The organism is Pseudomonas siliginis (assembly GCF_019145195.1).
In the GTDB taxonomy this organism is placed as follows: Bacteria; Pseudomonadota; Gammaproteobacteria; order Pseudomonadales; family Pseudomonadaceae; genus Aquipseudomonas; species Aquipseudomonas siliginis.
The window spans coordinates 271,322-297,633 of the sequence record NZ_JAHSTW010000010.1 but is presented as its reverse complement, the minus strand read 5'-3'; the positions used below and the strand labels follow the sequence as shown (position 1 = coordinate 297,633).

General features: G+C 60.0%; 22 protein-coding genes, 3 tRNA genes and 1 pseudogene. 21 read left to right on the top strand and 5 right to left on the bottom strand.

Annotated elements, in window-relative coordinates; all coding sequences use genetic code 11:
* The first annotated feature begins 15 nt into the window (after positions 1-15).
* From glmM to KVG87_RS20810, 13 genes are all read left to right on the top strand, one after another.
* Complete coding sequence (gene glmM / locus KVG87_RS20870) at positions 16-1,353, top strand: phosphoglucosamine mutase (RefSeq protein ID WP_217852361.1); 1,338 nt, start codon at positions 16-18, stop codon at positions 1,351-1,353.
* 65 nt (positions 1,354-1,418) lie between these two features.
* Positions 1,419-2,174, top strand: coding sequence for a triose-phosphate isomerase (gene tpiA / locus KVG87_RS20865; RefSeq protein WP_217852359.1), 756 nt, complete (start codon positions 1,419-1,421; stop codon positions 2,172-2,174).
* Between the two features lie 4 nt (positions 2,175-2,178).
* Positions 2,179-2,562 (top strand): preprotein translocase subunit SecG, encoded by a 384-nt coding sequence (gene secG, locus KVG87_RS20860; protein ID WP_016771756.1) that lies wholly within the window; start codon positions 2,179-2,181, stop codon positions 2,560-2,562.
* A 22-nt stretch (positions 2,563-2,584) separates the two neighbouring features.
* Positions 2,585-2,670, top strand: a tRNA-Leu gene (locus tag KVG87_RS20855).
* Between the two features lie 97 nt (positions 2,671-2,767).
* Positions 2,768-2,844, top strand: a tRNA-Met gene (locus KVG87_RS20850).
* 139 nt (positions 2,845-2,983) lie between these two features.
* Positions 2,984-3,442 (top strand): ribosome maturation factor RimP, encoded by a 459-nt coding sequence (gene rimP, locus KVG87_RS20845; RefSeq protein WP_007973115.1) that lies wholly within the window; start codon positions 2,984-2,986, stop codon positions 3,440-3,442.
* Positions 3,443-3,489: 47 nt separating this feature from the next.
* The gene (gene nusA, locus KVG87_RS20840; protein WP_024011569.1) at positions 3,490-4,971 is read left to right on the top strand and encodes a transcription termination factor NusA; all 1,482 of its coding nucleotides are present in this window, start codon (positions 3,490-3,492) and stop codon (positions 4,969-4,971) included.
* Positions 4,972-4,998: 27 nt separating this feature from the next.
* Positions 4,999-7,524 carry a translation initiation factor IF-2 gene (gene infB, locus KVG87_RS20835; protein WP_041477933.1) on the top strand — a complete coding sequence of 842 codons (2,526 nt, stop codon included), beginning with the start codon at positions 4,999-5,001 and terminating at the stop codon, positions 7,522-7,524.
* Positions 7,525-7,683: 159 nt separating this feature from the next.
* Positions 7,684-8,085, top strand: coding sequence for a 30S ribosome-binding factor RbfA (gene rbfA / locus KVG87_RS20830; protein ID WP_016771753.1), 402 nt, complete (start codon positions 7,684-7,686; stop codon positions 8,083-8,085).
* A 4-nt stretch (positions 8,086-8,089) separates the two neighbouring features.
* On the top strand, positions 8,090-9,007 hold the full coding sequence (gene truB, locus KVG87_RS20825; protein ID WP_024011571.1) for a tRNA pseudouridine(55) synthase TruB: 918 nt from the start codon (positions 8,090-8,092) through the stop codon (positions 9,005-9,007).
* 143 nt (positions 9,008-9,150) lie between these two features.
* Positions 9,151-9,420, top strand: coding sequence for a 30S ribosomal protein S15 (rpsO, locus tag KVG87_RS20820; protein WP_016771751.1), 270 nt, complete (start codon positions 9,151-9,153; stop codon positions 9,418-9,420).
* A gap of 204 nt (positions 9,421-9,624) precedes the next feature.
* Positions 9,625-11,730 (top strand): polyribonucleotide nucleotidyltransferase, encoded by a 2,106-nt coding sequence (gene pnp, locus KVG87_RS20815; RefSeq protein ID WP_024011572.1) that lies wholly within the window; start codon positions 9,625-9,627, stop codon positions 11,728-11,730.
* A 157-nt stretch (positions 11,731-11,887) separates the two neighbouring features.
* Positions 11,888-11,960: transfer RNA gene (locus KVG87_RS20810), tRNA-Thr, on the top strand.
* Between the two features lie 20 nt (positions 11,961-11,980).
* Here the strand turns inward: KVG87_RS20810 and KVG87_RS20805 are convergent.
* Complete coding sequence (locus tag KVG87_RS20805; protein ID WP_056782875.1) at positions 11,981-12,322, bottom strand: type II toxin-antitoxin system HicB family antitoxin; 342 nt, start codon at positions 12,320-12,322, stop codon at positions 11,981-11,983.
* The gene (locus KVG87_RS20800) at positions 12,319-12,570 is read right to left on the bottom strand and encodes a type II toxin-antitoxin system HicA family toxin (RefSeq protein ID WP_217852357.1); all 252 of its coding nucleotides are present in this window, start codon (positions 12,568-12,570) and stop codon (positions 12,319-12,321) included. The genes KVG87_RS20805 and KVG87_RS20800 overlap by 4 nt, the downstream gene beginning before the upstream one ends.
* 354 nt (positions 12,571-12,924) lie before the next feature.
* On the opposite strand from KVG87_RS20800, the gene KVG87_RS20795 reads away from it, so the two are divergent.
* Positions 12,925-13,224 (top strand): DUF6388 family protein, encoded by a 300-nt coding sequence (locus tag KVG87_RS20795; RefSeq protein ID WP_024011573.1) that lies wholly within the window; start codon positions 12,925-12,927, stop codon positions 13,222-13,224.
* An 80-nt stretch (positions 13,225-13,304) separates the two neighbouring features.
* On the opposite strand, the gene nadC is transcribed toward KVG87_RS20795, so the two are convergent.
* A complete protein-coding gene (gene nadC, locus KVG87_RS20790) occupies positions 13,305-14,153 on the bottom strand; it encodes a carboxylating nicotinate-nucleotide diphosphorylase (RefSeq protein ID WP_076565789.1) in 849 nt (282 codons plus the stop codon).
* A 267-nt stretch (positions 14,154-14,420) separates the two neighbouring features.
* Here nadC and KVG87_RS20785 point away from each other — a divergent pair, with 267 nt between their 5' ends.
* From KVG87_RS20785 to KVG87_RS26310, 5 genes and pseudogenes are all read left to right on the top strand, one after another.
* Positions 14,421-16,598, top strand: coding sequence for a DUF1631 domain-containing protein (locus KVG87_RS20785; protein ID WP_217852355.1), 2,178 nt, complete (start codon positions 14,421-14,423; stop codon positions 16,596-16,598).
* Positions 16,599-16,662: 64 nt separating this feature from the next.
* The gene (ampD, locus tag KVG87_RS20780; protein ID WP_056782883.1) at positions 16,663-17,223 is read left to right on the top strand and encodes a 1,6-anhydro-N-acetylmuramyl-L-alanine amidase AmpD; all 561 of its coding nucleotides are present in this window, start codon (positions 16,663-16,665) and stop codon (positions 17,221-17,223) included.
* Entirely contained in the window at positions 17,220-18,059 is an 840-nt protein-coding gene (ampE, locus tag KVG87_RS20775) for a regulatory signaling modulator protein AmpE (RefSeq protein ID WP_076565795.1), read from the top strand. Before ampD ends, ampE begins: the two co-directional genes overlap by 4 nt.
* A 243-nt stretch (positions 18,060-18,302) precedes the next feature.
* Positions 18,303-19,394: pseudogene (locus tag KVG87_RS26315) on the top strand (methyl-accepting chemotaxis protein); the annotation flags it as partial.
* Positions 19,371-20,300 carry a methyl-accepting chemotaxis protein gene (locus KVG87_RS26310; RefSeq protein ID WP_371915159.1) on the top strand — a complete coding sequence of 310 codons (930 nt, stop codon included), beginning with the start codon at positions 19,371-19,373 and terminating at the stop codon, positions 20,298-20,300. The pseudogene KVG87_RS26315 and the gene KVG87_RS26310, both read left to right, overlap by 24 nt.
* Before the next feature lie 125 nt (positions 20,301-20,425).
* On the opposite strand, the gene KVG87_RS20765 is transcribed toward KVG87_RS26310, so the two are convergent.
* Both KVG87_RS20765 and cra read right to left on the bottom strand, forming a co-directional pair.
* Positions 20,426-21,202, bottom strand: a complete 777-nt coding sequence (locus KVG87_RS20765) for a TatD family hydrolase (protein WP_217852352.1) — start codon at positions 21,200-21,202, stop codon at positions 20,426-20,428.
* Positions 21,203-21,205: 3 nt separating this feature from the next.
* Entirely contained in the window at positions 21,206-22,201 is a 996-nt protein-coding gene (gene cra / locus KVG87_RS20760; RefSeq protein ID WP_024011578.1) for a catabolite repressor/activator, read from the bottom strand.
* A 305-nt stretch (positions 22,202-22,506) separates the two neighbouring features.
* Here cra and ptsP point away from each other — a divergent pair, with 305 nt between their 5' ends.
* Complete coding sequence (gene ptsP / locus KVG87_RS20755) at positions 22,507-25,368, top strand: phosphoenolpyruvate--protein phosphotransferase (protein WP_217852350.1); 2,862 nt, start codon at positions 22,507-22,509, stop codon at positions 25,366-25,368.
* Positions 25,369-26,310, top strand: a complete 942-nt coding sequence (gene pfkB, locus KVG87_RS20750; RefSeq protein ID WP_217852348.1) for a 1-phosphofructokinase — start codon at positions 25,369-25,371, stop codon at positions 26,308-26,310.
* The last annotated feature ends 2 nt before the right edge of the window (positions 26,311-26,312 follow it).

Sequence of the window (26,312 nt, the reverse complement as noted above, 5' to 3'; positions counted from 1 at the left end):
AATGATGGAGCACTTATGAGCAAGAAATATTTTGGTACCGACGGCATTCGCGGTCGCGTAGGTGAATACCCGATCACACCTGACTTCATGCTCAAGCTCGGTTGGGCGGCTGGCATGGCTTTCCGCAAGATGGGTACCTGCAAGGTGCTGGTCGGTAAGGACACGCGGATCTCTGGCTATATGTTCGAATCGGCACTCGAGGCCGGGCTGACCTCGGCGGGTGCCGATGTGATGCTGCTCGGTCCGATGCCGACACCTGCCATCGCCTATCTGTCGCGCACTTTCCAGGCAGAGGCCGGGATCGTGATCAGTGCTTCGCACAACCCGCATGACGACAACGGCATCAAGTTCTTCTCCGGCAAAGGCACCAAGCTGCCAGATGAATTGGAACTGATGATCGAAGAGTTGCTGGATACGCCAATGACTGTCGTCGAGTCGAGCAAGATCGGCAAGGTGTCGCGAATCAATGACGCATCGGGTCGCTACATTGAGTTCTGCAAAAGCAGCGTGCCTACCGGGACCAATTTCGCCGGCCTGAAGATCGTGATCGACTGCGCGCATGGTGCGACCTATAAGGTAGCGCCGAGCGTCTTCCGTGAATTGGGTGCCGAAGTCGTCGTGCTTTCCGCTCAGCCGAACGGGCTGAACATCAACGATAACTGCGGTTCCACGCATATGGGGCCGTTGCAGGCCGCCGTTCTGGCCGAGCATGCGGACCTGGGTATCGCCTTCGATGGTGATGGTGATCGGGTATTGATGGTCGATCACACCGGCACCATCGTCGATGGTGATGACCTGCTGTTTATCATTGCTCGCGATCTGCATGAGCGTGGCAAGTTGCAGGGTGGCGTCGTCGGTACATTGATGAGCAATCTTGGTCTCGAGCTGGCACTGGCGGATCTGTCGATCCCGTTCGTTCGCGCCAATGTCGGTGACCGCTACGTGATTGCCGAACTGCAAGAGCGCAACTGGCTCGTTGGCGGGGAAAACTCCGGACATGTGGTCTGCTTCAACCACACCACCACGGGCGATGCGATCATCGCGGCTCTGCAGGTGTTGATGGCTCTGAAATCCCGCAACGAAGGTCTGGCGCAAACGCGGCAGGCTTTGCGCAAGTGCCCTCAGGTGCTGATCAACGTTCGCTTTGGCGGCGGTGAAAGCCCGCTGGAGCATCCGGCTGTCAAGGAAGCCAGTGCCCGTGTAACTCAGGCGATGGCGGGGCGCGGTCGCGTGCTTCTGCGCAAGTCCGGCACAGAGCCTTTGGTGCGCGTCATGGTTGAAGGCGAGGACGAAAACCAGGTTCGCGGCTATGCCGAAGAGCTGGCAAAACTGGTAACCGAAGTTTCTGCCTGATACGGCTTGCAAGCCATGATTGTGTTGGGTAACATCTGCGCCCACTTTGACCGACGAGGTACAGCATGCGTCGCCCTATGGTAGCTGGTAACTGGAAGATGCACGGTACCCGCGCCAGCGTCGCTGAGCTGATCAACGGCCTTCGTCATCTGGCCTTGCCTAGCGGTGTTGATGTCGCGGTGTTCCCGCCTTGCTTGTATATCAATCAAGTGATTGATGGCTTGAAAGGCAAGTCGATTTCGGTCGGCGCGCAGAATTCTGCGGTGGAAGCCATGCAGGGTGCGTTGACTGGTGAGATTGCTCCCAGCCAACTGGTGGATGCAGGTTGTTCCCTGGTGCTTGTCGGGCACTCCGAACGCCGCCAGATTATGGGCGAGCGAGAGGGGATGCTGAATCGCAAGTTCGCAGCGGCACAGGCATGTGGCTTGATTCCGGTGTTGTGTGTAGGGGAAACCCTCGAGCAGCGCGAAGCCGGAAAAACTCTTGAAGTTGTCGGGCGTCAGCTGGGCAGCATCATTGAGGAGCTGGGTGTCGGTGCCTTTGCCAAGGCAGTGATTGCATACGAGCCGGTCTGGGCCATTGGTACCGGGCTGACTGCAACGCCGCAACAGGCTCAGGATGTGCATAAAGCCATTCGCGAGCAGTTGGCGGCAGAGAATTCTGAAGTCGCACGAGGTGTGCGGCTTCTATACGGCGGCAGCGTGAAGGCGGCCAATGCGGTCGAACTGTTCGGCATGCCGGATATCGATGGGGGGCTCATTGGTGGAGCTTCCCTGAATGCAGATGAGTTCGGTGCGATCTGTCGCGCCGCGGGAAACTGAAAAAATGCTGGAAACAGTCGTAGTCGTTTTTCATCTGCTGGGTGCATTGGGCGTAGTTGCTCTGGTTTTGCTGCAGCAGGGTAAGGGTGCGGACGCTGGCGCGTCTTTCGGAGCAGGTGCTTCAAATACTGTGTTCGGAAGCCAAGGTTCCTCTACCTTTCTTAGTAAGTTTACTGCTATACTTGCCGCCGGTTTCTTCATAACCAGCTTGGGGTTAGGTTACTTTGCTAAAGAGAAAGCTCATCAGCTGACTCAAGCAGGTCTTCCAGATCCAGCAGTGTTGGAAGTACCTAAGCAACAACCGGCTTCTGATGATGTTCCGGTGCTTCAAGAGCAAAAGTCGGCTACTCCAGCGACTGACGTGCCTCCAGCTCAAGAGCAGAAGTAAGAAGGGTTTCAAACGTAGTATTGCCGAGGTGGTGGAATTGGTAGACACGCAACCTTGAGGTGGTTGTGCCCATAGGGTGTAGGGGTTCGAGTCCCCTTCTCGGTACCAATTAGTCAGGAGAGCCCGCTGTTGCGGGCTTTCTTGCAGGTGGAAGGTTACATTGACCCTAAAAGGGATCGGTCGTATACTTCCGCCCCAGCTTTGTCGCGGGGTGGAGCAGTCTGGTAGCTCGTCGGGCTCATAACCCGAAGGTCGTCGGTTCAAATCCGGCCCCCGCAACCAGTTTAAGGAGCCCCTTTTAAGGGGCTTTTTGTTAGCTGGATACTTTCAACGCCGCTGTTCGACGGCGTTTCAAGGATGGGCGTTATGCCCATTTTTTTATTTTGCAAAGCATGCACATATCATGCACTAGGGGGTTCAGGTGTCGAGCAAGCTAGAAGAGTTGCAGGCCTTGCTGGCCCCGGTGGTCGTGGCCCTGGGCTATGAATGCTGGGGTATCGAGTTTTCGGCTCAGGGTCGTCACTCGATGTTGCGCGTTTATATCGATAAAGAGGGTGGCGTGCTGGTGGACGATTGCGCCATTGTCAGCCGTCAGATCAGCGGCGTTCTGGATGTTGAAGATCCGATCTCCGTTGAATACACCCTTGAAGTTTCCTCGCCTGGCATGGAGCGCCCGCTGTTCACTCTTGAGCAGTTTGCCAAATTTGCCGGTGAACAAGTGAAGATCAAGCTGCGCTCGCCTTTCGAAGGTCGACGCAACTTTCAGGGCCTTCTGCGCGGTGTAGAAGAGCAGGACGTCGTGGTGCAGGTAGAAGACCACGAGTTCCTGTTGCCGATCGATATGATCGACAAGGCCAACATTATTCCCAGTTTTGACTGAGACGCGGATCCCGCGGATCCAATGGCTTGCGAAAGGCGAGGCGTACGATGAGCAAAGAAGTACTGCTGGTTGTTGAGTCGGTATCCAATGAAAAGGGTGTACCGGCAAGCGTAATTTTTGAAGCGCTGGAGCTGGCTCTGGCCACTGCTACCAAAAAGCGTTTTGAAGACGAAGTGGACCTGCGTGTGGAAATCAACCGCCACACCGGTTCTTACGAAACCTTCCGTCGCTGGACGGTCGTCGAAGAGAATGATCTCGACGATCCGGCCATCGAGACCTGGCCAAGCAAGGTTGCCGAAACGCATCCTGGTGCCAAGGTCGGTGACGTCGTCGAAGAGAAAATCGAATCCATCGAGTTCGGCCGCATCGCTGCACAGACTGCCAAGCAGGTCATTGTGCAGAAAGTTCGCGAAGCCGAGCGCGCTCAAGTGGTCGACGCCTATCGCGAGCGCCTGGGAGAAATCATCTCCGGCACCGTGAAAAAAGTTACCCGCGACAACGTGATCGTCGATCTGGGCAACAATGCTGAAGCATTGCTGGCCCGTGAAGACATCATTTCTCGCGAAACCTTCCGTGTCGGCGTGCGTCTGCGTGCGCTGCTCAAGGAAATCCGCACCGAGAACCGCGGCCCGCAGCTGATCCTGTCGCGTACCGCGCCGGAAATGCTGATCGAGCTGTTCCGTATCGAAGTGCCGGAAATCGCCGAAGGCCTCATCGAGGTCATGGCCGCCTCCCGTGATCCGGGTTCGCGTGCCAAGATCGCCGTCCGCTCCAAGGACAAGCGCATCGACCCGCAAGGTGCCTGCATCGGTATGCGCGGTTCGCGCGTCCAGGCGGTATCGGGTGAGTTGGGCGGTGAGCGTGTTGATATCGTGCTGTGGGACGACAACCCGGCCCAGTTCGTTATCAACGCCATGTCCCCGGCCGAGGTTGCGGCAATTATCGTTGACGAAGATGCCCATGCCATGGACATCGCCGTTGGCGCAGACAATCTGGCTCAGGCCATCGGTCGCGGTGGTCAGAACGTGCGTCTGGCGAGCCAGTTGACTGGCTGGACCCTGAACGTGATGACCGAATCGGACATCCAGGCTAAGCAGCAAGCAGAAACCGGCGACATCCTGCGCAACTTCATCGACGAGCTGGAAGTCGACGAAGAACTGGCTCAGGTGCTGGTAGATGAAGGCTTCACCAGCCTGGAAGAGATTGCCTACGTACCGGTGGAGGAAATGCTCAACATCGACGGCTTTGACGAGGACATCGTCAACGAGCTTCGTGCTCGCGCCAAGGATCGCTTGTTGACCAAAGCCATCGCTACTGAGGAAAAGCTGGCAGACGCCCATCCGGCCGAAGACCTGCTCTCGCTTGAGGGTATGGACAAGGATTTGGCGATGGAACTGGCGGTGCGCGGCGTAATTACCCGCGAAGACCTGGCCGAGCAGTCTATTGACGACCTGCTCGACATCGACGGCATTGACGATGATCGTGCCGGCAAGTTGATCATGGCCGCCCGAGCCCACTGGTTCGAGTAATTAGGCGCGGCCTGAGGAGAGAAGTGCATGACGCAAGTCACGGTGAAACAACTGGCCGATGAGGTCAAAACACCGGTAGAGCGCCTGTTGCAGCAGATGCGTGAGGCAGGTCTGCCGCACACCGCCGCCGACGAAAATGTGACTGACAGTGAGAAGCAATCCCTGCTGACTCACTTGAAGAGCAGTCACAAGGCGAAAGTGGAAGAACCACGCAAGATCACGCTGCAGCGTAAAACCACCAGCACCCTGCGTGTGGCTGGTAGCAAGAGCATCAGCGTTGAAGTTCGCAAAAAGAAAGTTTTCGTACAGCGCAGCCCGGAAGAAATCGAAGCCGAGCGCAAGCGTGAACTGGATGAGCGTCGCGCAGTAGAAAATGCTGCCCGTCAGAAGGCTGAAGAAGAAGCCAAGCAGCGCGCCGAAGAAGAAGCGCGTCGCCAGCCTGCTGCTGCGCAAACCGCTGCCAGCGACGCCGTTGCGGCACCGGCTGCTGCCGAACCTGTTCGCGAAAGCGCACCGGTGGCTGCTGCTCCTGCTCCATCGGCTGACGTTCGCAACAAGCAGAACGAACAGCGCCGTCCGGACAAGCCACGTGCCGACGATAACAATCGTCGCAGCGGTGGCGGTGATGGCGAGCGCAAAAACGCTCCGCATCGCGCATCGGTCAAAGAAAAAGCTCCGGCGCCACGTGTGGCGCCACGCACTACCGACGAAGAAAGCGATGGCTTCCGTCGTGGTGGTCGCGGTAAGGCCAAGCTGAAGAAGCGCAACGCCCACGGTTTCCAGAGCCCGACCGGCCCTGTCGTGCGTGATGTGCAGATCGGCGAGACCATCACGGTTGGCGATCTGGCCAATCAGATGTCGGTCAAAGCGGCTGAAATCATCAAGTTCATGTTCAAACTGGGTACCCCAGCGACCATCAACCAGGTGCTTGATCAGGAAACTGCTCAACTGGTAGCCGAAGAACTGGGCCACAAAGTGACCCTGGTCAGCGACACCGCTCTGGAAGATTCCCTGGCCGAGTCCCTGAAGTTTGAAGGTGAGTCGTTCTCCCGTGCACCAGTCGTGACCGTAATGGGCCACGTTGACCACGGTAAGACTTCCCTGCTCGACTACATCCGTCGTGCCAAGGTAGCTGCTGGCGAAGCCGGCGGTATCACCCAGCACATCGGTGCATACCACGTTGAGACTGATCGCGGCATGGTCACTTTCCTCGACACCCCGGGTCACGCTGCGTTTACCGCAATGCGTGCCCGTGGTGCCAAAGCGACCGACATCGTGATCCTCGTGGTTGCAGCGGACGACGGCGTGATGCCGCAAACCATCGAAGCGGTTCAGCATGCGCAGGCAGCTGGCGTGCCGCTGGTGGTTGCAGTGAACAAGATCGACAAGCCGGGCGCTGATCTCGATCGCATCCGCAGCGAACTGTCGGTTCACGGCGTGACTTCCGAAGACTGGGGTGGCGACACACCATTCGTTCCGGTTTCGGCGAAGATGGGTACTGGCGTGGACGAGCTGCTTGAAGCCGTTCTGCTGCAGGCCGAAGTTCTCGAACTGAAAGCTACACCGTCGGCTCCTGGCCGTGGTGTGGTGGTTGAATCGCGTCTCGACAAGGGTCGTGGCCCGGTGGCAACCGTGCTGGTTCAGGACGGTACGCTGCGTCAAGGCGACATGGTTCTGGTCGGTTCGAACTACGGCCGCGTGCGTGCCATGCTCGACGAGAACGGCAAGCCGATCAAGGAAGCCGGTCCATCCATCCCTGTCGAGATCCTCGGCCTGGACGGTACCCCGGACGCTGGCGACGAGATGAGCGTGGTTGCCGACGAGAAGAAAGCCCGTGAAGTGGCTCTGTTCCGTCAAGGCAAGTTCCGCGAAGTCAAACTGGCTCGCGCTCACGCCGGCAAGCTGGAAAACATCTTCGAAAACATGGGTCAGGCCGAGAAGAAGACGCTCAACATCGTCCTCAAATCCGACGTCCGTGGTTCGCTGGAAGCGTTGAACGGTGCCTTGAATGGCCTGGGCAACGACGAAGTCCAAGTGCGCGTCGTGGGTGGCGGTGTCGGTGGTATCACCGAATCCGACGCCAACCTGGCACTGGCTTCCAACGCTGTACTGTTCGGCTTCAACGTGCGTGCCGATGCCGGCGCTCGCAAGATCGTCGAGCAGGAAGGTCTGGATATGCGTTACTACAACGTGATCTACGACATCATCGAAGACGTCAAGAAAGCCCTGACCGGCATGCTCGGCAGCGATGTTCGCGAGAACATCCTTGGTGTGGCCGAAGTGCGTGATGTGTTCCGTTCGCCGAAGTTTGGCGCGATCGCCGGTTGCATGGTGATCGAAGGTGTCGTGCACCGTAATCGCCCGATCCGTGTACTGCGTGAAGACATCGTTATCTTCGAAGGCGAGCTGGAATCCCTGCGCCGCTTCAAGGATGACGCTTCCGAAGTACGTGCCGGCATGGAATGCGGTATCGGCGTGAAGAGCTACAACGACGTCAAAGTCGGCGACAAGATCGAAGTCTTCGAGAAGGTTCAGGTTGCTCGCAGCCTCTGACTCGCGCACTTCAAGGGCCACGATGGGTCGTAGCATGCAAATGCACGGCACAGCGTCCGGACTCTAAACGCAACGCCCGGTCTGGCTTTTGTCAGGCCGGGCGTTTGCCGCTTTCAGACCTTGCGGGTTTCACCGCTGGGCAGTAACAGGTAACAAATCATGGCAAAAGAATACAGCCGTACCCAACGTATCGGCGATCAGATGCAGCGCGAGCTGGCGCAACTGATCCGTCGCGAAGTCAAAGACCCGCGCGTCGGCCTGGTCACCATCACCGCTGTGGAAGTGTCCCGTGACGTCGGTCACGCGAAGATTTTCATTACCGTGATGGGTCAGGACAACGCTGAAGACATCGCGCAAAGCATCAAGGTGCTCAATGCCGCCGCAGGCTTCCTGCGCATGCAATTGGCCCGCGAAATGAAGCTGCGCAGCGTGCCGCAACTGCACTTCCACTACGACGAATCCGTCGTGCGTGGCGCGCACCTGTCGGCATTGATCGAGCGCGCCGTGGCTGAAGACAATCAGCACGTTGCCGCTCCAGCACCTGAAGACACCAAGGAGTAATTCGGTGGCTCAGGTCAAACGTATCCGTCGTAACGTCAGCGGCATCATTCTGCTCGACAAGCCATTGGGGTTCACCTCCAACGCTGCCTTGCAGAAGGTGCGCTGGCTGCTCAATGCCGAGAAGGCCGGGCACACCGGCAGCCTCGACCCGTTGGCCACCGGCGTGTTGCCGCTGTGCTTCGGCGAGGCGACCAAGTTTTCGCAATACCTGCTCGATTCCGACAAGGGCTATGAGACCCTGGCACAACTGGGCAAGACCACCACCACGGCCGATGCCGAAGGTGAGGTTTTGCAGGAGCGTCCGGTGACCGTTGGTCGCGCCGATGTCGAAGCGGTTCTGCCGAAATTTCGTGGGCAAATCAGTCAGATACCGCCGATGTACTCGGCACTCAAGCGTGATGGCCAGCCGCTGTACAAACTGGCACGTGCAGGCGAAGTAGTGGAGCGCGAACCGCGTTCTGTTACTATTGCGCGCTTGGAATTGCTGGCCTTCGAAGGCGATACTGCGCGGCTTGCGGTGGACTGCAGCAAGGGCACCTATATTCGGACCCTGGTGGAGGATATCGGTGAGCAACTCGGTTGTGGTGCGTACGTCGCAGAATTGCGCCGGACCCAGGCCGGGCCTTTCACCCTGGCGCAGACTGTTACCCTCGAAGAGCTGGAAGCGGTACATGCCGAAGGCGGCAATGAAGCGGTCGACCGCTTCCTGATGCCATCGGACAGCGGCCTGCAGGATTGGCCGTTGCTGCACTTCTCGGAAGCGAGCGCGTTCTACTGGCTCAACGGCCAGCCGGTACGTGCCCCGGATGCACCGAAGTTCGGCATGGTACGAGTACAGGATCACAATGGTCGCTTCATCGGTATCGGTGAAGTGAGCGAAGACGGGCGTATCGCGCCGCGTCGCTTGATTCGGTCAGAATGACCGGAACCGGTCTGCGTTAAGCGGGCCGGCGAGTGTGGCTGTTAACAGGCATGGTCACTACTCATTTATAGATACAGGGATTTGTCCCTGGCCTGTTGAAGCTGTTTCCCTGAAACAGTTTCCTGATAAGGAAGGATTGCCTCATGGCTCTCGACGTTCAAGAAAAAGCTCAAATCGTTGCTGACTACCAGCAAGCTGTTGGTGACACTGGTTCGCCAGAAGTGCAGGTTGCACTGCTGACTGCCAACATCAACAAACTGCAAGGTCACTTCAAGGCCAACGGTAAAGATCACCACTCCCGTCGTGGTCTGATCCGCATGGTTAACCAGCGTCGCAAGCTGCTGGACTACCTGAAAGGCAAGGACGTAAGCCGGTACGCCGCGCTGATCGCTCGCCTGGGTCTGCGTCGCTAATCAGCGATTGCGCTATGAGGTTGGTGGTCTGTCGGGCGTCAGCGGTTTTCCGCTGGCGCCTTGCAGGCTCCCAGCCTCAAGTTTTATCTGCAGCATGGCTTTACCTGTAGCACCCGGACAATTGCCATCGGGCCGATTCCCGAAATTGCCCAAGAATTCGCAAGAAACCGTTTCCCCCAAGAGCCACAAAGAAGGTAGGACACCGTGAACCCGGTAATCAAAAAATTCCAGTTCGGTCAATCGACCGTTACCCTCGAGACAGGCCGTATTGCCCGTCAGGCCTCCGGCGCAGTATTGGTCACCGTTGACGACGACGTCAGCGTGTTGGTGACTGTTGTCGGTGCAAAGCAAGCCGATCCGGGCAAGGGTTTCTTCCCTCTGTCCGTGCACTACCAGGAAAAGACTTACGCTGCCGGTAAGATCCCTGGCGGTTTCTTCAAGCGTGAAGGCCGTCCTTCCGAGAAAGAAACCCTGACTTCCCGACTGATCGACCGTCCGATCCGTCCGCTGTTCCCAGAAGGCTTCATGAACGAAGTGCAGGTTGTCTGCACCGTCGTTTCCACCAGCAAGAAGACCGATCCGGACATCGCTGCGATGATCGGTACCTCGGCTGCCCTGGCCATCTCCGGCATTCCATTCGACGGCCCGATCGGCGCTGCTCGCGTGGCTTTCCACGAAAGCACCGGCTACCTGCTGAACCCGACTTACGAGCAGCAGGCCGCTTCGAGCCTGGACATGGTCGTTGCCGGGACTTCCGACGCCGTGCTGATGGTTGAATCGGAAGCCAAAGAGCTGACCGAAGACCAGATGCTGGGCGCGGTACTGTTCGCTCACGACGAATTCCAGGTTGTGATCAACGCTGTTAAAGAACTGGCTGCCGAAGCCGCCAAGCCAACCTGGAACTGGGCTCCTGCGCCAGAAGCCACCGAACTGCTGGGCGCTATCCGTGCCGAGTTCGGCGAAGCGATCTCCCAGGCTTACACCATCACCATCAAGGCCGACCGTTACGCTCGCCTGGGTGAGCTGAAGGACCAAGTGGTTGCCAAGCTGTCCGGTGAAGAAGGCCAGCCAAGCGCTGCTGAAGTCAAAGCAGCCTTCGGCGAAATCGAATACCGCACCGTTCGCGAAAACATCGTTAACGGCAAGCCACGTATCGACGGTCGCGACACCAAGACTGTACGTCCGCTGAACATCGAAGTCGGCGTTCTGCCAAAGACTCACGGTTCGGCTCTGTTCACCCGTGGCGAGACCCAGGCACTGGTTGTTGCAACACTGGGCACCGCCCGTGACGCACAACTGCTGGACACCCTGGAAGGCGAAAAGAAAGACCCGTTCATGCTGCACTACAATTTCCCGCCGTTCTCGGTAGGCGAGTGTGGTCGCATGGGTGGCGCCGGTCGTCGCGAAATCGGTCACGGCCGTCTGGCCCGTCGTTCGGTTTCGGCCATGCTGCCAGCCGCTGACGTGTTCCCGTACACCATCCGCGTGGTATCGGAAATCACCGAATCCAACGGTTCGAGCTCGATGGCTTCCGTGTGCGGTGCATCCCTGGCACTGATGGACGCTGGTGTACCGATGAAGGCACCGGTGGCCGGTATCGCCATGGGTCTGGTTAAAGAAGGCGAGAAGTTCGCCGTCCTGACCGACATCCTCGGCGACGAAGATCACCTGGGCGACATGGACTTCAAGGTAGCCGGTACCGCCAAAGGCGTTACTGCGCTGCAGATGGACATCAAGATCAAGGGCATCACCGAAGAGATCATGGAAATCGCTCTGGGCCAGGCCCTTGAAGCGCGCCTGAACATCCTCGGCCAGATGAACCAGATCATTGGCCAGTCGCGTACCGAACTGTCGGCCAACGCTCCGACCATGATCGCGATGAAGATCGACACCGACAAGATCCGTGACGTTATCGGTAAAGGTGGCGCGACCATCCGTGCGATCTGCGAAGAAACCAAGGCTTCGATCGACATCGAAGACGACGGCTCGATCAAGATCTTCGGCGAAACCAAGGATGCTGCAGAAGCTGCTCGTCAGCGCGTTCTGAGCATCACTGCAGAAGCCGAGATCGGCAAGATCTACGTCGGCAAGGTTGAGCGCATCGTCGACTTCGGCGCATTCGTCAACATCCTGCCGGGCAAGGACGGTCTGGTGCACATCTCGATGCTGAGCGACGCTCGCGTAGAGAAAGTCACCGACATTCTGAAAGAAGGTCAGGAAGTGGAAGTGCTGGTACTGGACGTGGACAACCGCGGCCGTATCAAGCTGTCCATCAAAGACGTGGCAGCTGCCAAGGCTTCGGGCGTTTAATCACCCCAACGCTTTAGCGCAATGAAGATGCCCCCGCCGTGCAAACGGCGGGGGCATTTTTTTATCTGAAATAAAGAAATTGTAGTTCTCAAAAGAAAACCATCAGACAACCCACAAATTTGCCGCAGCTCGAGACCGGTGCTAGGTTTAGCCCACCGCCCGTGTAGCTCAGCCGGTAGAGCAGCGCACTCGTAACGCGAAGGTCGCAGGTTCGATTCCTGTCTCGGGCAAAAAATTTTCGCCGTCGGTTTTATGCGTGGTGTTGGAGGTATTCGTTCAGTGCTTGACGTGTCAGATCATTCAACGACACATTTTGACGGGTTGCCGCCAGAGCCGCTGCTAAATGCAGATCGTGACCTATGCGAACATTGAACGATCCTTTGCATGGGATTTCAGGCTTCTGCCCGAGCTGCTGACAGGTTTGTAAATAGTCATCTACCGCCTCGCGAAAGGCTGCTTCCAGTTCAGCCACCGTTTGTCCTTCATAATTAACCAGCGCCCTGATGAAAAGGAGTTTTCCGAACAGGCACTTATCTTCCGTGCTCGCCTCGATAGAGCCAACATAGCCTTTGTAGTGCAGCTGGGAACTCATGGAATCAGGCCTCCTGTTTTCAGTTGCTCGATAATCTGGCGTCTTGCGTATGTTTTGATTTCATTTCCGGGAAGTGGCTTGTGCAGGTTGATCATTGCGCTCGGATTCCCGTTGTCGAATTTGATCCTGCTACCGGATCCTTCCAGCTGAGAGTAACCAAGACGCGCCAACAGAGTGACAAGCTCGGACCATGTGAATGCGCTTTGGCCGTTGACTAGTTTGGCGAGAAGTTTTTCAGTCGTTGACATGCTGGCCTATGATTGCAACTGAATATAGTTGCCTGTTTTTGGGCGGTCAATGTGAAGGTTTCGTTCGCCTTGGCCTCAAAGGCGATGGCGAGGATTTATACGCAGTGAATTTCGCGCATGGAAACAGGAAACTGTAACCAAGCGCATACCACCCTTCATTTCATTCCCCCGGTTGCACTGGCTTGCGTCTCTGTTAGGATTCCTTCGTACCAGACAAGCAAGCACCGTTGTTTTCATATGATCCACGAATGGTCCTGAAGGCCAGGAAAAACCGAGCTTCCAATGGCTTCCTGCGTCAGAGAGATCCTTGATGATCCAGATCCATCCTCCATTCCTAAGATCAGCGAGAACCCCATGACTGAATTGACCCAAGAGCAACGCCACGAACAAGCGCTGGAAAAATACCTTCTGGATGTGCCGGACCTGAAGGAAGAGATCAAGGACCTGAGTCCCGATGATCAGAAAGACCAGATCCAGTGGGCCTTCGAAGACGAAGCCGAAGCGCAGGGCTTGCAGCCGTGGGAGCTGACCCTCAAGTACACGAGCACGCCGGAGGAGTTCGAGGCGCAGCGCCTCGTGCTGCACAAGGAAGCGGCGGAAGTCTTGGGTGTCGAGTGGGAAGAGTACTGCGAGATGAACAATCTCGTCGTATAAGAGCAGCTGCGAGCTTCTAGCTACAAGCTGCAAGTCAAAGCAGAGTCGCTTGGCTTGTAGCTTGTAGCTTGCCGTTGCGTCTAGAGGCTCAGTCGCATCGACAGGTCCACCGCTTTGACATCCTTGGTCATCGCACCAATCGAAATGTAATCCACGCCCGTTTCGGCGATCGGCAGCAGCGTGCTTTCGTTGATGCCACCGCTGGCTTCCAGCTTCGCTTTGCCGGCGGTCAGGCGTACGGCTTCGCGCATGTCGTCCAGGCTCAGTTCGTCGAGCATGATGATGTCGGCGCCGGCTTCCAGCGCTTGCTTCAATTCCTCAAGACTTTCCACTTCGATTTCCACCGGTTTGCCCGGGGCGATCTTGTGTGCGGCGGCCACGGCTTCGGCGATGCCGCCGCTTGCGGCGATGTGGTTTTCCTTGATCAGGAAGGCGTCGTAAAGACCGATGCGATGGTTGTGGCAGCCGCCGCAGGTCACTGCGTATTTCTGCGCCATCCGCAGGCCCGGCAAGGTTTTGCGCGTGTCGAGCAACTTGACCTGCGTCTCGCCGACGAAGTCCGCCAGGTACTGCGCGCGCGTGGCTACGCCGGACAGCAACTGCAGGAAGTTCAACGCGCTGCGTTCACCGGTCAGCAGTGAGCGAGCCGGGCCTTCCAGGTGAAACAGCGGCTGATTGGCTTTGACCCGCTGGCCGTCGACCACTTGCCAATGCACCGCCACGCGCGGATCGAGCTGGCGAAACACCGCATCGACCCACGCGGTACCGCAGATGACGGCGTCGTCACGGGTGATGATGGTGGCTTTGGCCAGGCGTTCGGCCGGGATCAGTTGCGCGGTGATGTCGCCGCTGCCGACGTCTTCGAGCAACGCACGGCGCACGTTGTTTTCGATTTCGGCGGTCAGATCGGCGAGACGTAGATTCGGCATAACGGACTCCACAAACAAAGTGGTTCGATTATAGGGGCAGGGCGCGAGCCAACCCAAGGCGAGATCGTGCGTGCCTGGCGCATCTGGTCGATTTTCCTGCGCTGAGTGCGAGGTGTATGGCGTATAGGGGAAACCCTGAGGCCTATAGCATCGTCGGCCTCTTTTGCCAGATAATCCGCCTTGTATTTGACGTCATGGCTTTGACGAACGACTCCGCTGGGGCAGTGTCGAAAGCGACGAACCGAATCACCGTTCCAGGAGGCTTGGATGCGCAACGACGGGAAAGTGGTGCCTTTGCACCGGGCGACTGCCGATCTGGCGGACCACTCGCCGCTTGCCCGCTTGCCGGTGATTCTGCTGCAGGTCCGCGACAAGGCTGCGCAGCAGCTGCGCCACGATTTGCAGGAGCTGTTCGATAACGCCGACGACACGCTGTTCGAAATGGCCGACCGGGCGCGCAACGACGTCGATCAGAACATCTTTTTCGAAGCCATGCGCGACCTGCGCCTCAAGCGCAAGAATATCGAGCGCGGCTTTCTTGAACTGTTCTTTGAAGCCTTCGCCGGCCTTACCCAATACGACCCCGCCGCCAATACCCTGCCACGCACGCCGGTGGTCGAAGAGTCGGCGCCGCGCACCGATGCCATGGAGCGTACCGTCGCCGTGCAGACCATGGTCAGTCGCGTGCTCAAGCGCGACGGCTTCGCTCTCGATCAACTGACCGCCCGCTTCAGCTCGATGCTCGGCAAGCGTCTGGACGATCAGCACAACCCGCTGAGTCCGGCGATGCTCTGCGAATATTTCCTGCAGGCCGGGCGTAACCTCGGCGTCGAGATCAAGGTCAAGCTGATCCTGCTCAAGCTGTTCGAACGCTATGTGCTGGCTGACACCGAGCAGCTGTATGGCGAGGCCAATCAGCTGTTGCTCGCGACCGGCGTGTTGCCACATCTGAAGCCCGCCGTGGCTCGTCGCATGGTCGAGCCTGCGGACAGCGACACATTGATTGAAGATCTCGACGAGCCGCCAGTGGACGAAGGCATCGAGGAAGTGTTCGCCGCGATGCAGCAATTGCTCGCCCAAGTGCGCGGCCGCGTCACACCGACCCTGGAGCCCGGCGCGCCGGCGCATCCGATCAACACCCGCGACCTGTTGCGTTTGTTGTCGCACTTGCAGCAATACGTACCGGCGCTTGAGGCTCAGGAAGATTTCGATCTGCGCCATCAGCTCGAGCAACTGCTGACCCGGGTCAGCGTCAGGAGCGGCCGCTCCCGCGTCGTCGCGACTGCCGACGAAGATGTGATCAACCTGATTGCCATGGTCTTCGACTGCATCCTCGACGATCGCAATGTGCCTGACGCGCTCAAGGCGCTGATCGGCCGATTGCAGATTCCGATGCTCAAGGTTGCGGTGCTGGACAAGAGTTTCTTCAGCCGCAGCACCCACCCGGCGCGGCGCCTGCTCAATGAAATCGCCGAGGCGGCAATGGGCTGGAGCGATTGCGACGGCGCTGAGCGCGACAACCTCTATGTGCGCATCGAGCAAGTGGTACAGCGCTTGCTCAGCGAGTTTGTCGACGACCCGGCGATCTTCTCCGAACTGCTCGCCGACTTCCTCGCCTTCACTCAGGAAGAGCGCCGCCGCACCGAACTGCTGGAACAACGCTTGCGGGACGCCGAGGAAGGCCGGGCGAAGGCCGAGCTGGCTCAGCGGCGTGTCGCGCAGGCGTTGCAACAGGCGCTACTGGGCAAAGTGCTGCCGGCGACGGTAGTGAGTTTCGTCCAGCAGGCCTGGAGCAAAGTGCTGTTGCTGACCTGCCTCAAGCACGGTGATCAGTCCGCCGAATGGCACGCCGACGTGCAGACCATGGAGCAGTTGGTCTGGAGCGTGCAGCGCCATGACGACGGCGAATCCAGCCTGCGCCTGCTGGCGCTGGTGCCGGGCTTGCTCAAGTCGCTGCGCGATGGCCTGAGCAGTACCGCGTTCGACCCGTTTGCCACCAGCGAATTTTTCAGCGAACTGGAGGCTCTGCACGTACGCGTGCTGGAGCGTTCCGACGATGCCGAGCACAGCGTTACGCCGCTGATCGAAGTCACGCCCGAGGTCTTGCAGCACAGCGCCGGCCAGGCAACAGCCACCCCGGCGCCGCGCCTGGCGCAAGACGCTGCCGGTCTGTCTCAGGTCGAGCAGTTGCGTGTGGGCCACTGGGTGGTGTTCGACGCAGACGAGGAACAGACCTTGCGTTGCAAACTCGCCGCGATCATCGAAGAGACCGGCAAATATGTCTTCGTCGACCGCACCGGGACGAAAGTGCTGGAGCACAGCCGCACCGACCTCGCCTTGGCTTTCAGCCGTGGCGCCGCGCGCGCACTGGATGACACCTTGCTGTTCGACCGCGCACTGGAATCGGTGCTGGGCGACCTGCGGCGACTCAATCGCGGCAAGTGATCGCGCGGTGAGGGCGGATCGCGGCATACTGGGCGCCCACATGGTCGGCGTTGAAGGAATCGGTATGCAGTTGGATCCCGCGAGCGGGTGGTGTCATGGCGTGCAGATCTGCCCGTCGCCCAACTTCAATGAGCGCCCGGCGGGCGAAGTGTCCCTGTTGGTCATCCACAACATCAGCCTGCCGCCGGCGCAATTCGCCACGGGCAAGGTTCAGGAATTTTTCCAGAATCGTCTGGATGTCACCGAAGACCCGTACTTTGCAGGCATCGCTGACCTGCGCGTCTCGGCGCATTTTCTGATCGAACGTGACGGCAAGGTCACCCAGTTTGTCTCCTGTCTGGAGCGGGCGTGGCACGCAGGCGTTTCTGTGTTCGAGGGCCGTGAAACCTGTAACGATTTTTCCGTGGGCATCGAGCTGGAAGGCACCGATGATCTGCCGTTCACCGACGAACAGTATTGTTCGTTGACTGCGCTGACCCGGCAGTTGCAGAAACGTTTTCCGGCGATCACCGATCAGCGTATCTGTGGCCACAGCGATATCGCGCCGGGGCGCAAGACCGATCCGGGACCGGCATTCGACTGGGCACGCTACCGCGCAGCCCTGGCAAAAGAGGAAGGACAATGAGTTTTCTGGTGTTACTGCTGGCGGTGTGGATCGAGAAGTTTTCGGCCCTGCGTCATCGGCTTCAACGCGACGGCGGATGGATCCGCGAACTGCACAAACTCGAAAACAGCAAACGGCTGGCCAGGCAACCGTGGCTGGTGCTGACGATTCTGGTGCTGTGCCCGGTGGCGTTGCTGGCGCTGTTGCTGCTGGTGCTGGAACCGGTGGCGTACGGTCTGCTGGCGCTGCCGGTGCATTTGCTGGTGGTGATTTACAGCCTCGGACGCGGCGATCTGCTCGGCGGCCTCGGACCGTTCCGCGATGCCTGGCGCCGTGAGGATCTGCAAGCGGCGGCGCACGTCGCCAAGCGCGACCTGGACATCTGCGCCGACAGCGGCGAGCAATTGCTTGAGCAAGTGCAGGGGCATCTGCTGTGGCAGGCCTATCAGAGTTTTTTTGCGGTGATCTTCTGGTACTTCCTCCTCGGTCCGGTGGCGGCATTGGCTTATCGCCTGTTGGCGCTGGCCGAAGAGCACGGCAGCAATCCGGCGCTGGTCGAGCGTGCTGCGCAATTGCGTCACGCTTTCGATTGGGTGCCGGTGCGTTTGCTGGCGGCGAGTCTTGCGTTGGTCGGCAATTTCGTCGCGGTCAGCCGAGTGATGCTGCATGAGCTGCTGAACTGGAACATCAGCGCTGCGCAGTTGATCAACAAGGTCGGCCTGGCCGCCGGGGAAGTTCCACCGCCAGTGGTCGGCCCGGACGGCATCAACACTCTCGATTGCCTGTGGGAACTGCTGCTGCGCGCGGCGGTGCTGTGGTATGCCGGGTTTGCCTTGTGGACGGTTCTGGTTCACTGATAAGCCAGAGTGAAACTCATTGTGGCGAGGGGATTTATCCCCGAGGGGCTGCGCCGCAGCCCTGAAAACCCTGTTCCACCATTCATCAGTAACCATAAGTTACAAAACCTCCCGCCGATTTACGCTATACAGAGATAGCGCCCGATAGTGGCTATCTGCTGTCGTCCCGCGCCTGCCAATAAAAACAAGAAAAACCAAGGGAGACTTCCAGTGAAGAGCTTGCTCTATCCCGCCGTCTCGCTGATGAACCGTCTGAGCTTCGGCATGAAGTTCAGCCTGATCAGCGTGCTGTTCCTGGTGCCGATGCTGGTGACCAATTTCTACCTGGTGCGCGATTCCTATCGCGAGTTTCAGGGCACCCGCGTCGAACTGCAGAGCCTCGACCTGTTGGGCAGCAGCCTGAGCCTGCGCCGGGATCTGGAGACCCTGAATAATCTGGTGCAGATCGACGTCACCCTCGGCCAGTCCGGCAAGGCCGGCAATGTCGAGGCGCAGATCCAGGCGCTGGAGCAAGCCGTGCTCGCGCGGCTCGAAGGGCTGACGGCGATGACCGAAGACCCCGAGCAGATCAAGCAGTTCGAGGCCAAGCGCGATGAAATGATCGCCGCGTTCAAGGCCCAGCAAGCGGAGAGCTCGCTGCAAAGCAAAAGCGCGTTGATCGGCAAGTTGCTGGCCAGTGCGCAGATTTTCAGCCAGATTATCACCAGTCAGGCCGGCCTCAGTCGCGATAACCAGAGCGACATTCGCCAGCTCAGCGAACTGGTCACGCTGATTACCCCTAACGTCACGCAAACCCTCGGCGAAGGCCGGGCGATGGGTTCGTATTCGTTGGGTCAGGGTTTTCTCAACAGTTCCTCCAGCACGCGTTTTGACGAGCTGCTGGTGCAGATCGAAAAGCTCCAGGCCGAGTACGCCCTGAAACTGCAGGACGCCCTCGGTTCCAGCAGCGCTGCACGCGAATCCCTCAGTGCCCAGGCTGACATCAGCAAGGCCTCGCTCAAGCAGGCCAGCGAGCTGTTCGAAGAACAAGTGGTGATGGCCGACACCCTCGATGCGCCGTGGCAGGCGTTTTACGACCAAGTGACCGGGCTGATGGAACACACCTACCAGCTCAATCAGGCCACGCTGAAATTCCTCGACAGCCAATTGCAGCAGCGTCTGGCGCAGAACCGCACGCACATGATTCTGCAAGCCTCGGCACTGTCGGTGGTGTTCGTGCTGATTTTCTATCTTTATGGCGGTTTCTACGCCTCGACCCGCACCACCCTGAAAAGCCTGGGCGCCATGATGGACAAGGTCGCGGCTGGTGACATGACCGTCAACTTCAAGGCCAGCAGCCGCGATGAACTGGGCGAGTTGGGCGAGGTGTTCAACGGCACGGTGAAGAAGATTCACGACTTGATCGAACGTGTCGGTCATACCGTCGGCGAGGTCGAGCGTCAGGCCGGCCAGGTCGAAAGCGTGTCGGCGCAGAGCAATCAGGCTGTCGCTGGGCAGCGCTCGCAGATCGAACAAGTGGCGACGGCGATGAACCAGATGTCGGCGACTTCAATGGAAGTCGCGCGCAGTGCTGCTGCGGCGGTGAGCAGCGCCCACAGCGTCAACGACGAAACCCTCAGCGGGCGCGGGCTGGTGGAATCGCAGCAGGGCAGCATTGCCGCGCTGGCCAGCGAAATCGATCAGTCGGTGCTGGTGATCAATCAACTGGCCAGCGACAGCCAGTCGATCAGCCGTGTGCTTGAGGTGATCAAGAGCATCGCCGAACAGACCAATCTGCTGGCGCTCAACGCCGCCATTGAAGCGGCCCGGGCCGGCGAGCAGGGGCGCGGTTTTGCGGTGGTCGCCGACGAAGTACGCACCTTGGCCAAGCGTACCCAGCAATCGACCGAAGAAATCGAGCAGATGATCGCCAAGCTGCACGGCGGGGTCGGCGCGGCGGTGAAGGCCATGGGCGTCAGCCATCAGATGGCCAACGGCACGGTGGGCCAGTCGGAGAAGGTCCAGCAGGCGCTGGAAAACATCCTTGGCGCGGTGGGCATGATCGTCGATCAGAACCAGCAGATCGCCGCTGCCGTCGAACAGCAGACCGCCGTGGCCCACGACATCGATCAGAACATCGTCGAGATCAACCGCGCTGGCGAACGCACAGCACAAGGCGCACACCAGACCGAAGATGCCAGCCGCGCGCTGTCGGCGCAGGTGGTTGAGCTCAAACAGCTGATCAGTGCGTTTCGTGTCTGAAAGGCTGGAACCGGATCAAAAATGTGGGAGCGAGGCTGCTCGCGAAGGCGGTGGGTCAGGCACTGGCGATGTCACTGACAGATTGCTTTCGCGAGCAGGCTCGCTCCCACAGGGGATTTGCGGTGTTACCAGCCGAAGACTTCGCAGCAGTTGGCGGTGCTGGCGTTGGCCAGTTGTTCAGGCGTGATATTCATCAGCTCGGCCAGCGCCGCGCAAATCGCCGGCAGATGCGCCGGGCTGTTGCGCTGGCCGGGGAACATGGCGGGGGCCATGTCTGGTGAGTCGGTTTCCAGTACCACCGATTGCAGCGGCAGTTCCGGCAGCACCCGATGCATGCGCAATGCCTGCGGCCAGGTCGGTGCGCCGCCGAGGCCCAGTTTGAACCCGAGCTTGATGTACTCCCGCGCTTCCTCGCGACTGCCGGCGAAGGCGTGGATGATGCCGGCGCGTTTGAGTTTGAAGCGCTTGAGCGTGGCGATCACTGCTGCATGACTGCGGCGTACGTGGATCAGCGCTGGCAACTCGAAGTCCGCCGCCAGTTGCAGCTGCGCTTCGAACAACGACTGTTGCCGCTCGCGATCGAGGTTTTCGATGAAATAATCCAGACCGATCTCGCCCACCGCACACAGCTGCCGATGCCCGCGCAAGCGCGTCAGCCAGTCCCCCAGCGCGCTTAAATCTTCGGGGCGATGCTGATCGAGAAACACCGGGTGCAGACCGAACGCCGCGTACAAGTCGGCATCGTTCTGCACCAGATCCCACACCCGTTGCCAGTTGCCCTGATGCACCCCCAGCACGACGATGCGCCGCACGCCGAGGGCGCGGCTTTCGGCCAGCAGCGCCGCGCGATCGGCGTCGAAGTCGGGAAAGTCGAGGTGGGTGTGGCTGTCGATCAGCTCCACGATTCAGTCCCGATGAATACGCTGCTTGAAGGTCCGCGCGATGGCTTGCACGCCCGGTTGGTAGTCGTCCTGCTCGACGGCGGCCAGGGCCAGTTCCAGGGCCTTGTCGGCGATCAACTGGTGTTGCTGGGACATGGCATTGACCGGCAGCGGCAGGAAATCCAGCAGTTGCGTGTCGCCGAAGGTGCCGAGGCGCAGCGGCCGCGATTTCAGCGGGAAATCATGCAGCGCATCGAACACGCCCTGCAGCAGCACGTAGGAAGTGGTCACCAGTGCGTCAGGCAAATGCCCCAGACGCTGCAGGAGTTCTTCCATCAATTGCTTGCCGCACTCACGGCTGAACGACTCGGCGTGCTCGACCAGCACCTCACCTTTGAAATCGTTGAGCGCTGCGCGGAAACCGGCGGCACGTTCCTGGCTGATGCTCAGCTCCGGGCGTGCGCCGAGCAGCACGATCTGCTTTGGCTGCGGATCGAGCAGACTTTGGGTCAGATGCAGGCTGGCCTCGCGGTCGTCGCTGATCACCGAGCAGAAATGCTCCGGTTCCATGACCCGGTCGATGGCGATGATCGGCAGCCCCTTGGCCTGCAACTGCCGATAGCTGTCATCACCGGCCGGCAGGCAACTGGCAACGATCAGCGCATCGCAACGACGCGCGCGGAACAGTTGCAGCAACTGGCGCTCGCTGTCCGGTGCGTCGTCGGAGCTGGCGATCAGCAATTGATAACCGCGCGCCCGCGCGCCTTGTTCGAGCAACTTGGCGATCCGCGCGTAACTGGGGTTTTCCAGATCCGGCAGGATAAAGCCCAGGGTACGCGTGTGCCGACTGCGCAGGCCGGCCGCTTGCGGATTGGGCGTGAAGCCGTGCAGATCGACCACCGCGCGCACGCGCTCGACGGTCGCGTTGCTGATGCGTTGCTGTTCGGCCTTGCCGTTGATGACGTAGCTGGCGGTGGTGACGGAGACGCCGGCCAACCGCGCGATATCACTGAGTTTCAACCCGGTATTTCCTTGTTTTTTCGAGCATGCCGCGACATTTTCGCCAATCCTACCCGATAAGGGCAGTCGACTTATTGCCTGGGCAGATCCGACCAGTTGGACTTCAAGGATGAGACATTATCGAGTAACGTGCCGATCAATCTAGATTAAACGTTTCAGCAAGCGTATTTTCTACGTTTTAGACGCCTTTGGCCGGTCCTGCCGTGAAACCGCCAAAACTGCCGCTGAAAAGCGCGGCAGAGCGCCTAAGCTGTGAACCATTCAAAACAATACCTGGCGTTGAACTGCGCCAAAAAGGAGATCGCATGCTCGAGCTCACTATAGAGCAGATATCCATGGGCCAGTCGGCCGTGGATAAACCCGCTGCCCTGCAATTGCTGGCCAGTCATCTGGTCGCCGATGGTCTGGTAGCTGACGGCTACCTCGCCGGCCTGCAGGCCCGGGAAGCCCAGGGCTCGACCTTTCTCGGTCAAGGCATCGCCATTCCCCACGGTACCCCGGAAACCCGCGATCAGGTATTCGCCACCGGCGTGCGCCTGATGCAGTTTCCCGACGGCGTCGACTGGGGCGATGGCCAGATCGTCTATCTGGCGATCGGCATCGCGGCGAAATCCGATGAACACCTGCGCCTGCTGCAACTGCTGACCCGCGCCCTCGGCGAGACCGATCTGGGCCAGGCCCTGCGTCGCGCCAGCTCGCCCGAAGCGCTGCTGAAGCTGCTGCAAGGCGCGCCGCAGGAACTGGCGCTCGATGCGCAGATGATCGGCCTCGGCGTGTCGGCCGATGATTTCGAAGAACTGGTCTGGCGCGGCGCACGTCTGCTGCGTCAGGCCGATTGTGTGAGCAACGGCTTTGCCGGCGTGTTGCAGCAAGTCGAAGCGCTGCCCCTGGGCGACGGCCTGTGGTGGCTGCACAGCGAGCAGACAGTGAAGCGTCCGGGGCTGGCGTTCGTCACCCCGGATAAACCGATGCGCTACCTCGGCCAGCCGCTCAGTGGTCTGTTCTGCCTGGCGAGTCTGGGCGAAGCGCATCAGGCGCTGCTCGAGCGTTTGTGCGCGTTGCTGATCGAAGGTCGTGGCCACGAACTGGGCCGCGCCACCAGCAGTCGCAAAGTCCTTGAAGTGCTCGGCGGTGAATTGCCTGCCGACTGGCCGAGTGCACGTATTGCCCTGGCCAATGCCCACGGTCTGCACGCACGGCCGGCGAAGATCCTCGCGCAACTGGCGAAGAGTTTTGATGGCGAAATACGCGTGCGCATCGTCGATAGCCAGGACAGCGCCGTGTCGGTGAAGAGCCTGAGCAAACTGCTCAGCCTCGGCGCCCGGCGCGGTCAGGTGCTGGAGCTGATTGCCGAACCGAGCATCGCCAGCGATGCCTTGCCGGCCTTGCTCGCGGCGATTGAAGAAGGCCTCGGTGAGGAAGTCGAGCCGCTGCCGGCCGAGAGTCAGCAGCGCGAAGTGATCGCCGACATCGCCGAAGTGCTGATCGCCCCGGCCTCCGGCAGCCTGTTGCAGGCGATTCCTGCCGCACCGGGCATCGCCATCGGCCCGGCGCACATTCAGGTCCTGCAAGCCATCGATTATCCGTTGCGCGGCGAATCTGCCGCGATCGAGCGCGAGCGCCTCAAGCAAGCGCTGAGCGACGTGCGCCGCGACATTCAGGGCTTGATCGAACGCAGCAAGGCCAAGGCGATTCGCGAGATTTTCATCACTCACCAGGAAATGCTCGACGACCCGGATCTGACCGACGAAGTCGACACCCGCCTCAAGCAAGGCGAAAGCGCCGAAGCGGCGTGGATGGCGGTGATCGAAGCTGCGGCCAAACAGCAGGAATCGCTGCAGGACGCTTTGCTCGCCGAGCGTGCCGCCGATCTGCGCGACATCGGTCGCCGGGTGCTGGCGCAATTGTGTGGCGTGCAGACCGCGAACGAACCTGAGCAACCGTACATTCTGGTGATGGACGAAGTCGGCCCGTCCGATGTCGCGCGCCTGGATCCTGCGCGAGTGGCAGGGATTCTCACCGCACGCGGCGGCGCTACCGCGCACAGCGCAATCGTCGCCCGCGCGCTCGGTATTCCAGCACTGGTCGGCGCGGGTGCAGCGGTGCTGTTGCTCGAGCCGGGCACGCCGCTATTGCTCGACGGTCAGCGTGGCCGTCTGCATGTCGACGCCGATGCCGCGACCCTCAAGCGTGCCGCTGAAGAGCGCGACACCCGCGAGCAACGCCTGAAGATCGCCGCCGAACAACGTCATCAACCGGCGCACACCACCGACGGCCACGCCGTCGAAGTGTTCGCCAACATCGGCGAAAGCGCAGGCGTGACCAGCGCGGTGGAGCAGGGCGCCGAAGGCATTGGTCTGCTGCGCACCGAACTGATTTTCATGGCCCACCCACAGGCGCCGGATGAGGCGACCCAGGAAGCCGAATACCGTCGCGTCCTTGATGGTCTGGCCGGGCGGCCGCTGGTGGTGCGCACGCTCGACGTCGGCGGCGACAAACCGCTGCCGTATTGGCCGATCGCCAAGGAAGAAAACCCGTTCCTCGGCGTGCGCGGCATTCGCCTGACCCTGCAGAGGCCGCAGATCATGGAAGCGCAACTGCGCGCCTTGCTGCGCTCGGCCGACAACCGTCCGCTGCGGATCATGTTCCCGATGGTCGGCAGTGTCGAAGAGTGGCGCCAGGCCCGTGACATGACCGAACGCCTGCGTCTGGAAATTCCAGTCGCCGATCTTCAGCTGGGGATCATGATCGAGGTGCCGTCCGCCGCGTTGCTTGCGCCGGTACTGGCCAAGGAAGTCGACTTCTTCAGCGTCGGCACCAACGACCTGACCCAATACACCCTGGCCATCGACCGTGGTCACCCGACCCTGTCTGCACAAGCGGACGGCTTGCACCCGGCGGTCCTGCAACTGATCGACATCACCGTGCGTGCCGCCCATGCCCATGGCAAATGGGTGGGGGTCTGCGGCGAGCTGGCGGCGGACCCGCTGGCGGTGCCGGTGCTGGTCGGCCTCGGTGTCGACGAACTCAGCGTGTCCGGGCGCAGCATTGCCGAAGTCAAGGCGCGCATCCGTGAACTCAGCCTGACCCAGGCGCAAACCCTCGCCCAACAGGCCCTGGCCGTGGGCAGCGCGAATGAAGTACGCGCATTAGTGGAGGCCCTGTAAATGGCCAAGATTCTCACCCTGACCCTCAACCCGGCTCTCGACCTCACCGTCGAGCTGTCACGGCTGGATGCCGGTCAGGTCAATCGCAGCGAGGAGATGCACACTCACGCTGCGGGCAAAGGCGTCAACGTCGCCCAGGTGCTGGCGGATCTCGGCCATCAGGTCACCGTCAGCGGCTTTCTCGGCGAAGACAATCAGCAAGCGTTCGAAACCCTGTTCGCCAAGCGCGGTTTCGTCGACGCGTTCATCCGCGTGCCGGGCGAGACGCGCAGCAACATCAAGGTCGCCGAACAGGACGGACGCATCACCGACATCAACGGCCCCGGCCCGGTGGTCGATGCAACGGCGCAGCAAGCCTTGCTTGATCGCTTGCAGAAGATCGCACCGGGGCACGATGCGGTGGTGGTCGCCGGCAGTCTGCCGCGCGGCGTCACTGCGCAGTGGTTGCGCGAGCTGATTGAAAGCTTGAACGCGCTCGGCTTGAAAGTCGCCCTTGATTCCAGCGGCGAAGCCTTGCGCGTCGCGTTGCAGGCCAGCCCCTGGCTGATCAAGCCGAACACCGAAGAACTGGCCCACGCCCTCGGCTGCGAAGTGGTGTCGCCGATCGCCGAAGCACAAGCCGCCGCACGTTTGCATGCGCAAGGCATCGAGCACGTGGTGATTTCCCACGGCGCCGACGGGGTCAACTGGTTCAGTGTCGGCTCGGCCCTCCATGCCTCGCCGCCGAAGGTCAGCGTGGCCAGCACGGTCGGTGCCGGCGATTCCTTGCTGGCCGGCATGCTCCACGGTCTGCTCAGCGCCGACACCCCCGAGCAAACCCTGCGCACCGCCACCGCGATTGCGGCGATGGCGGTGACCCAGATCGGTTTTGGCATCAACGACGCAGCGCAACTGGCGCAGCTCGAACAGGGCGTGCGCGTGCGCCCCCTGACAGAACAATAAGA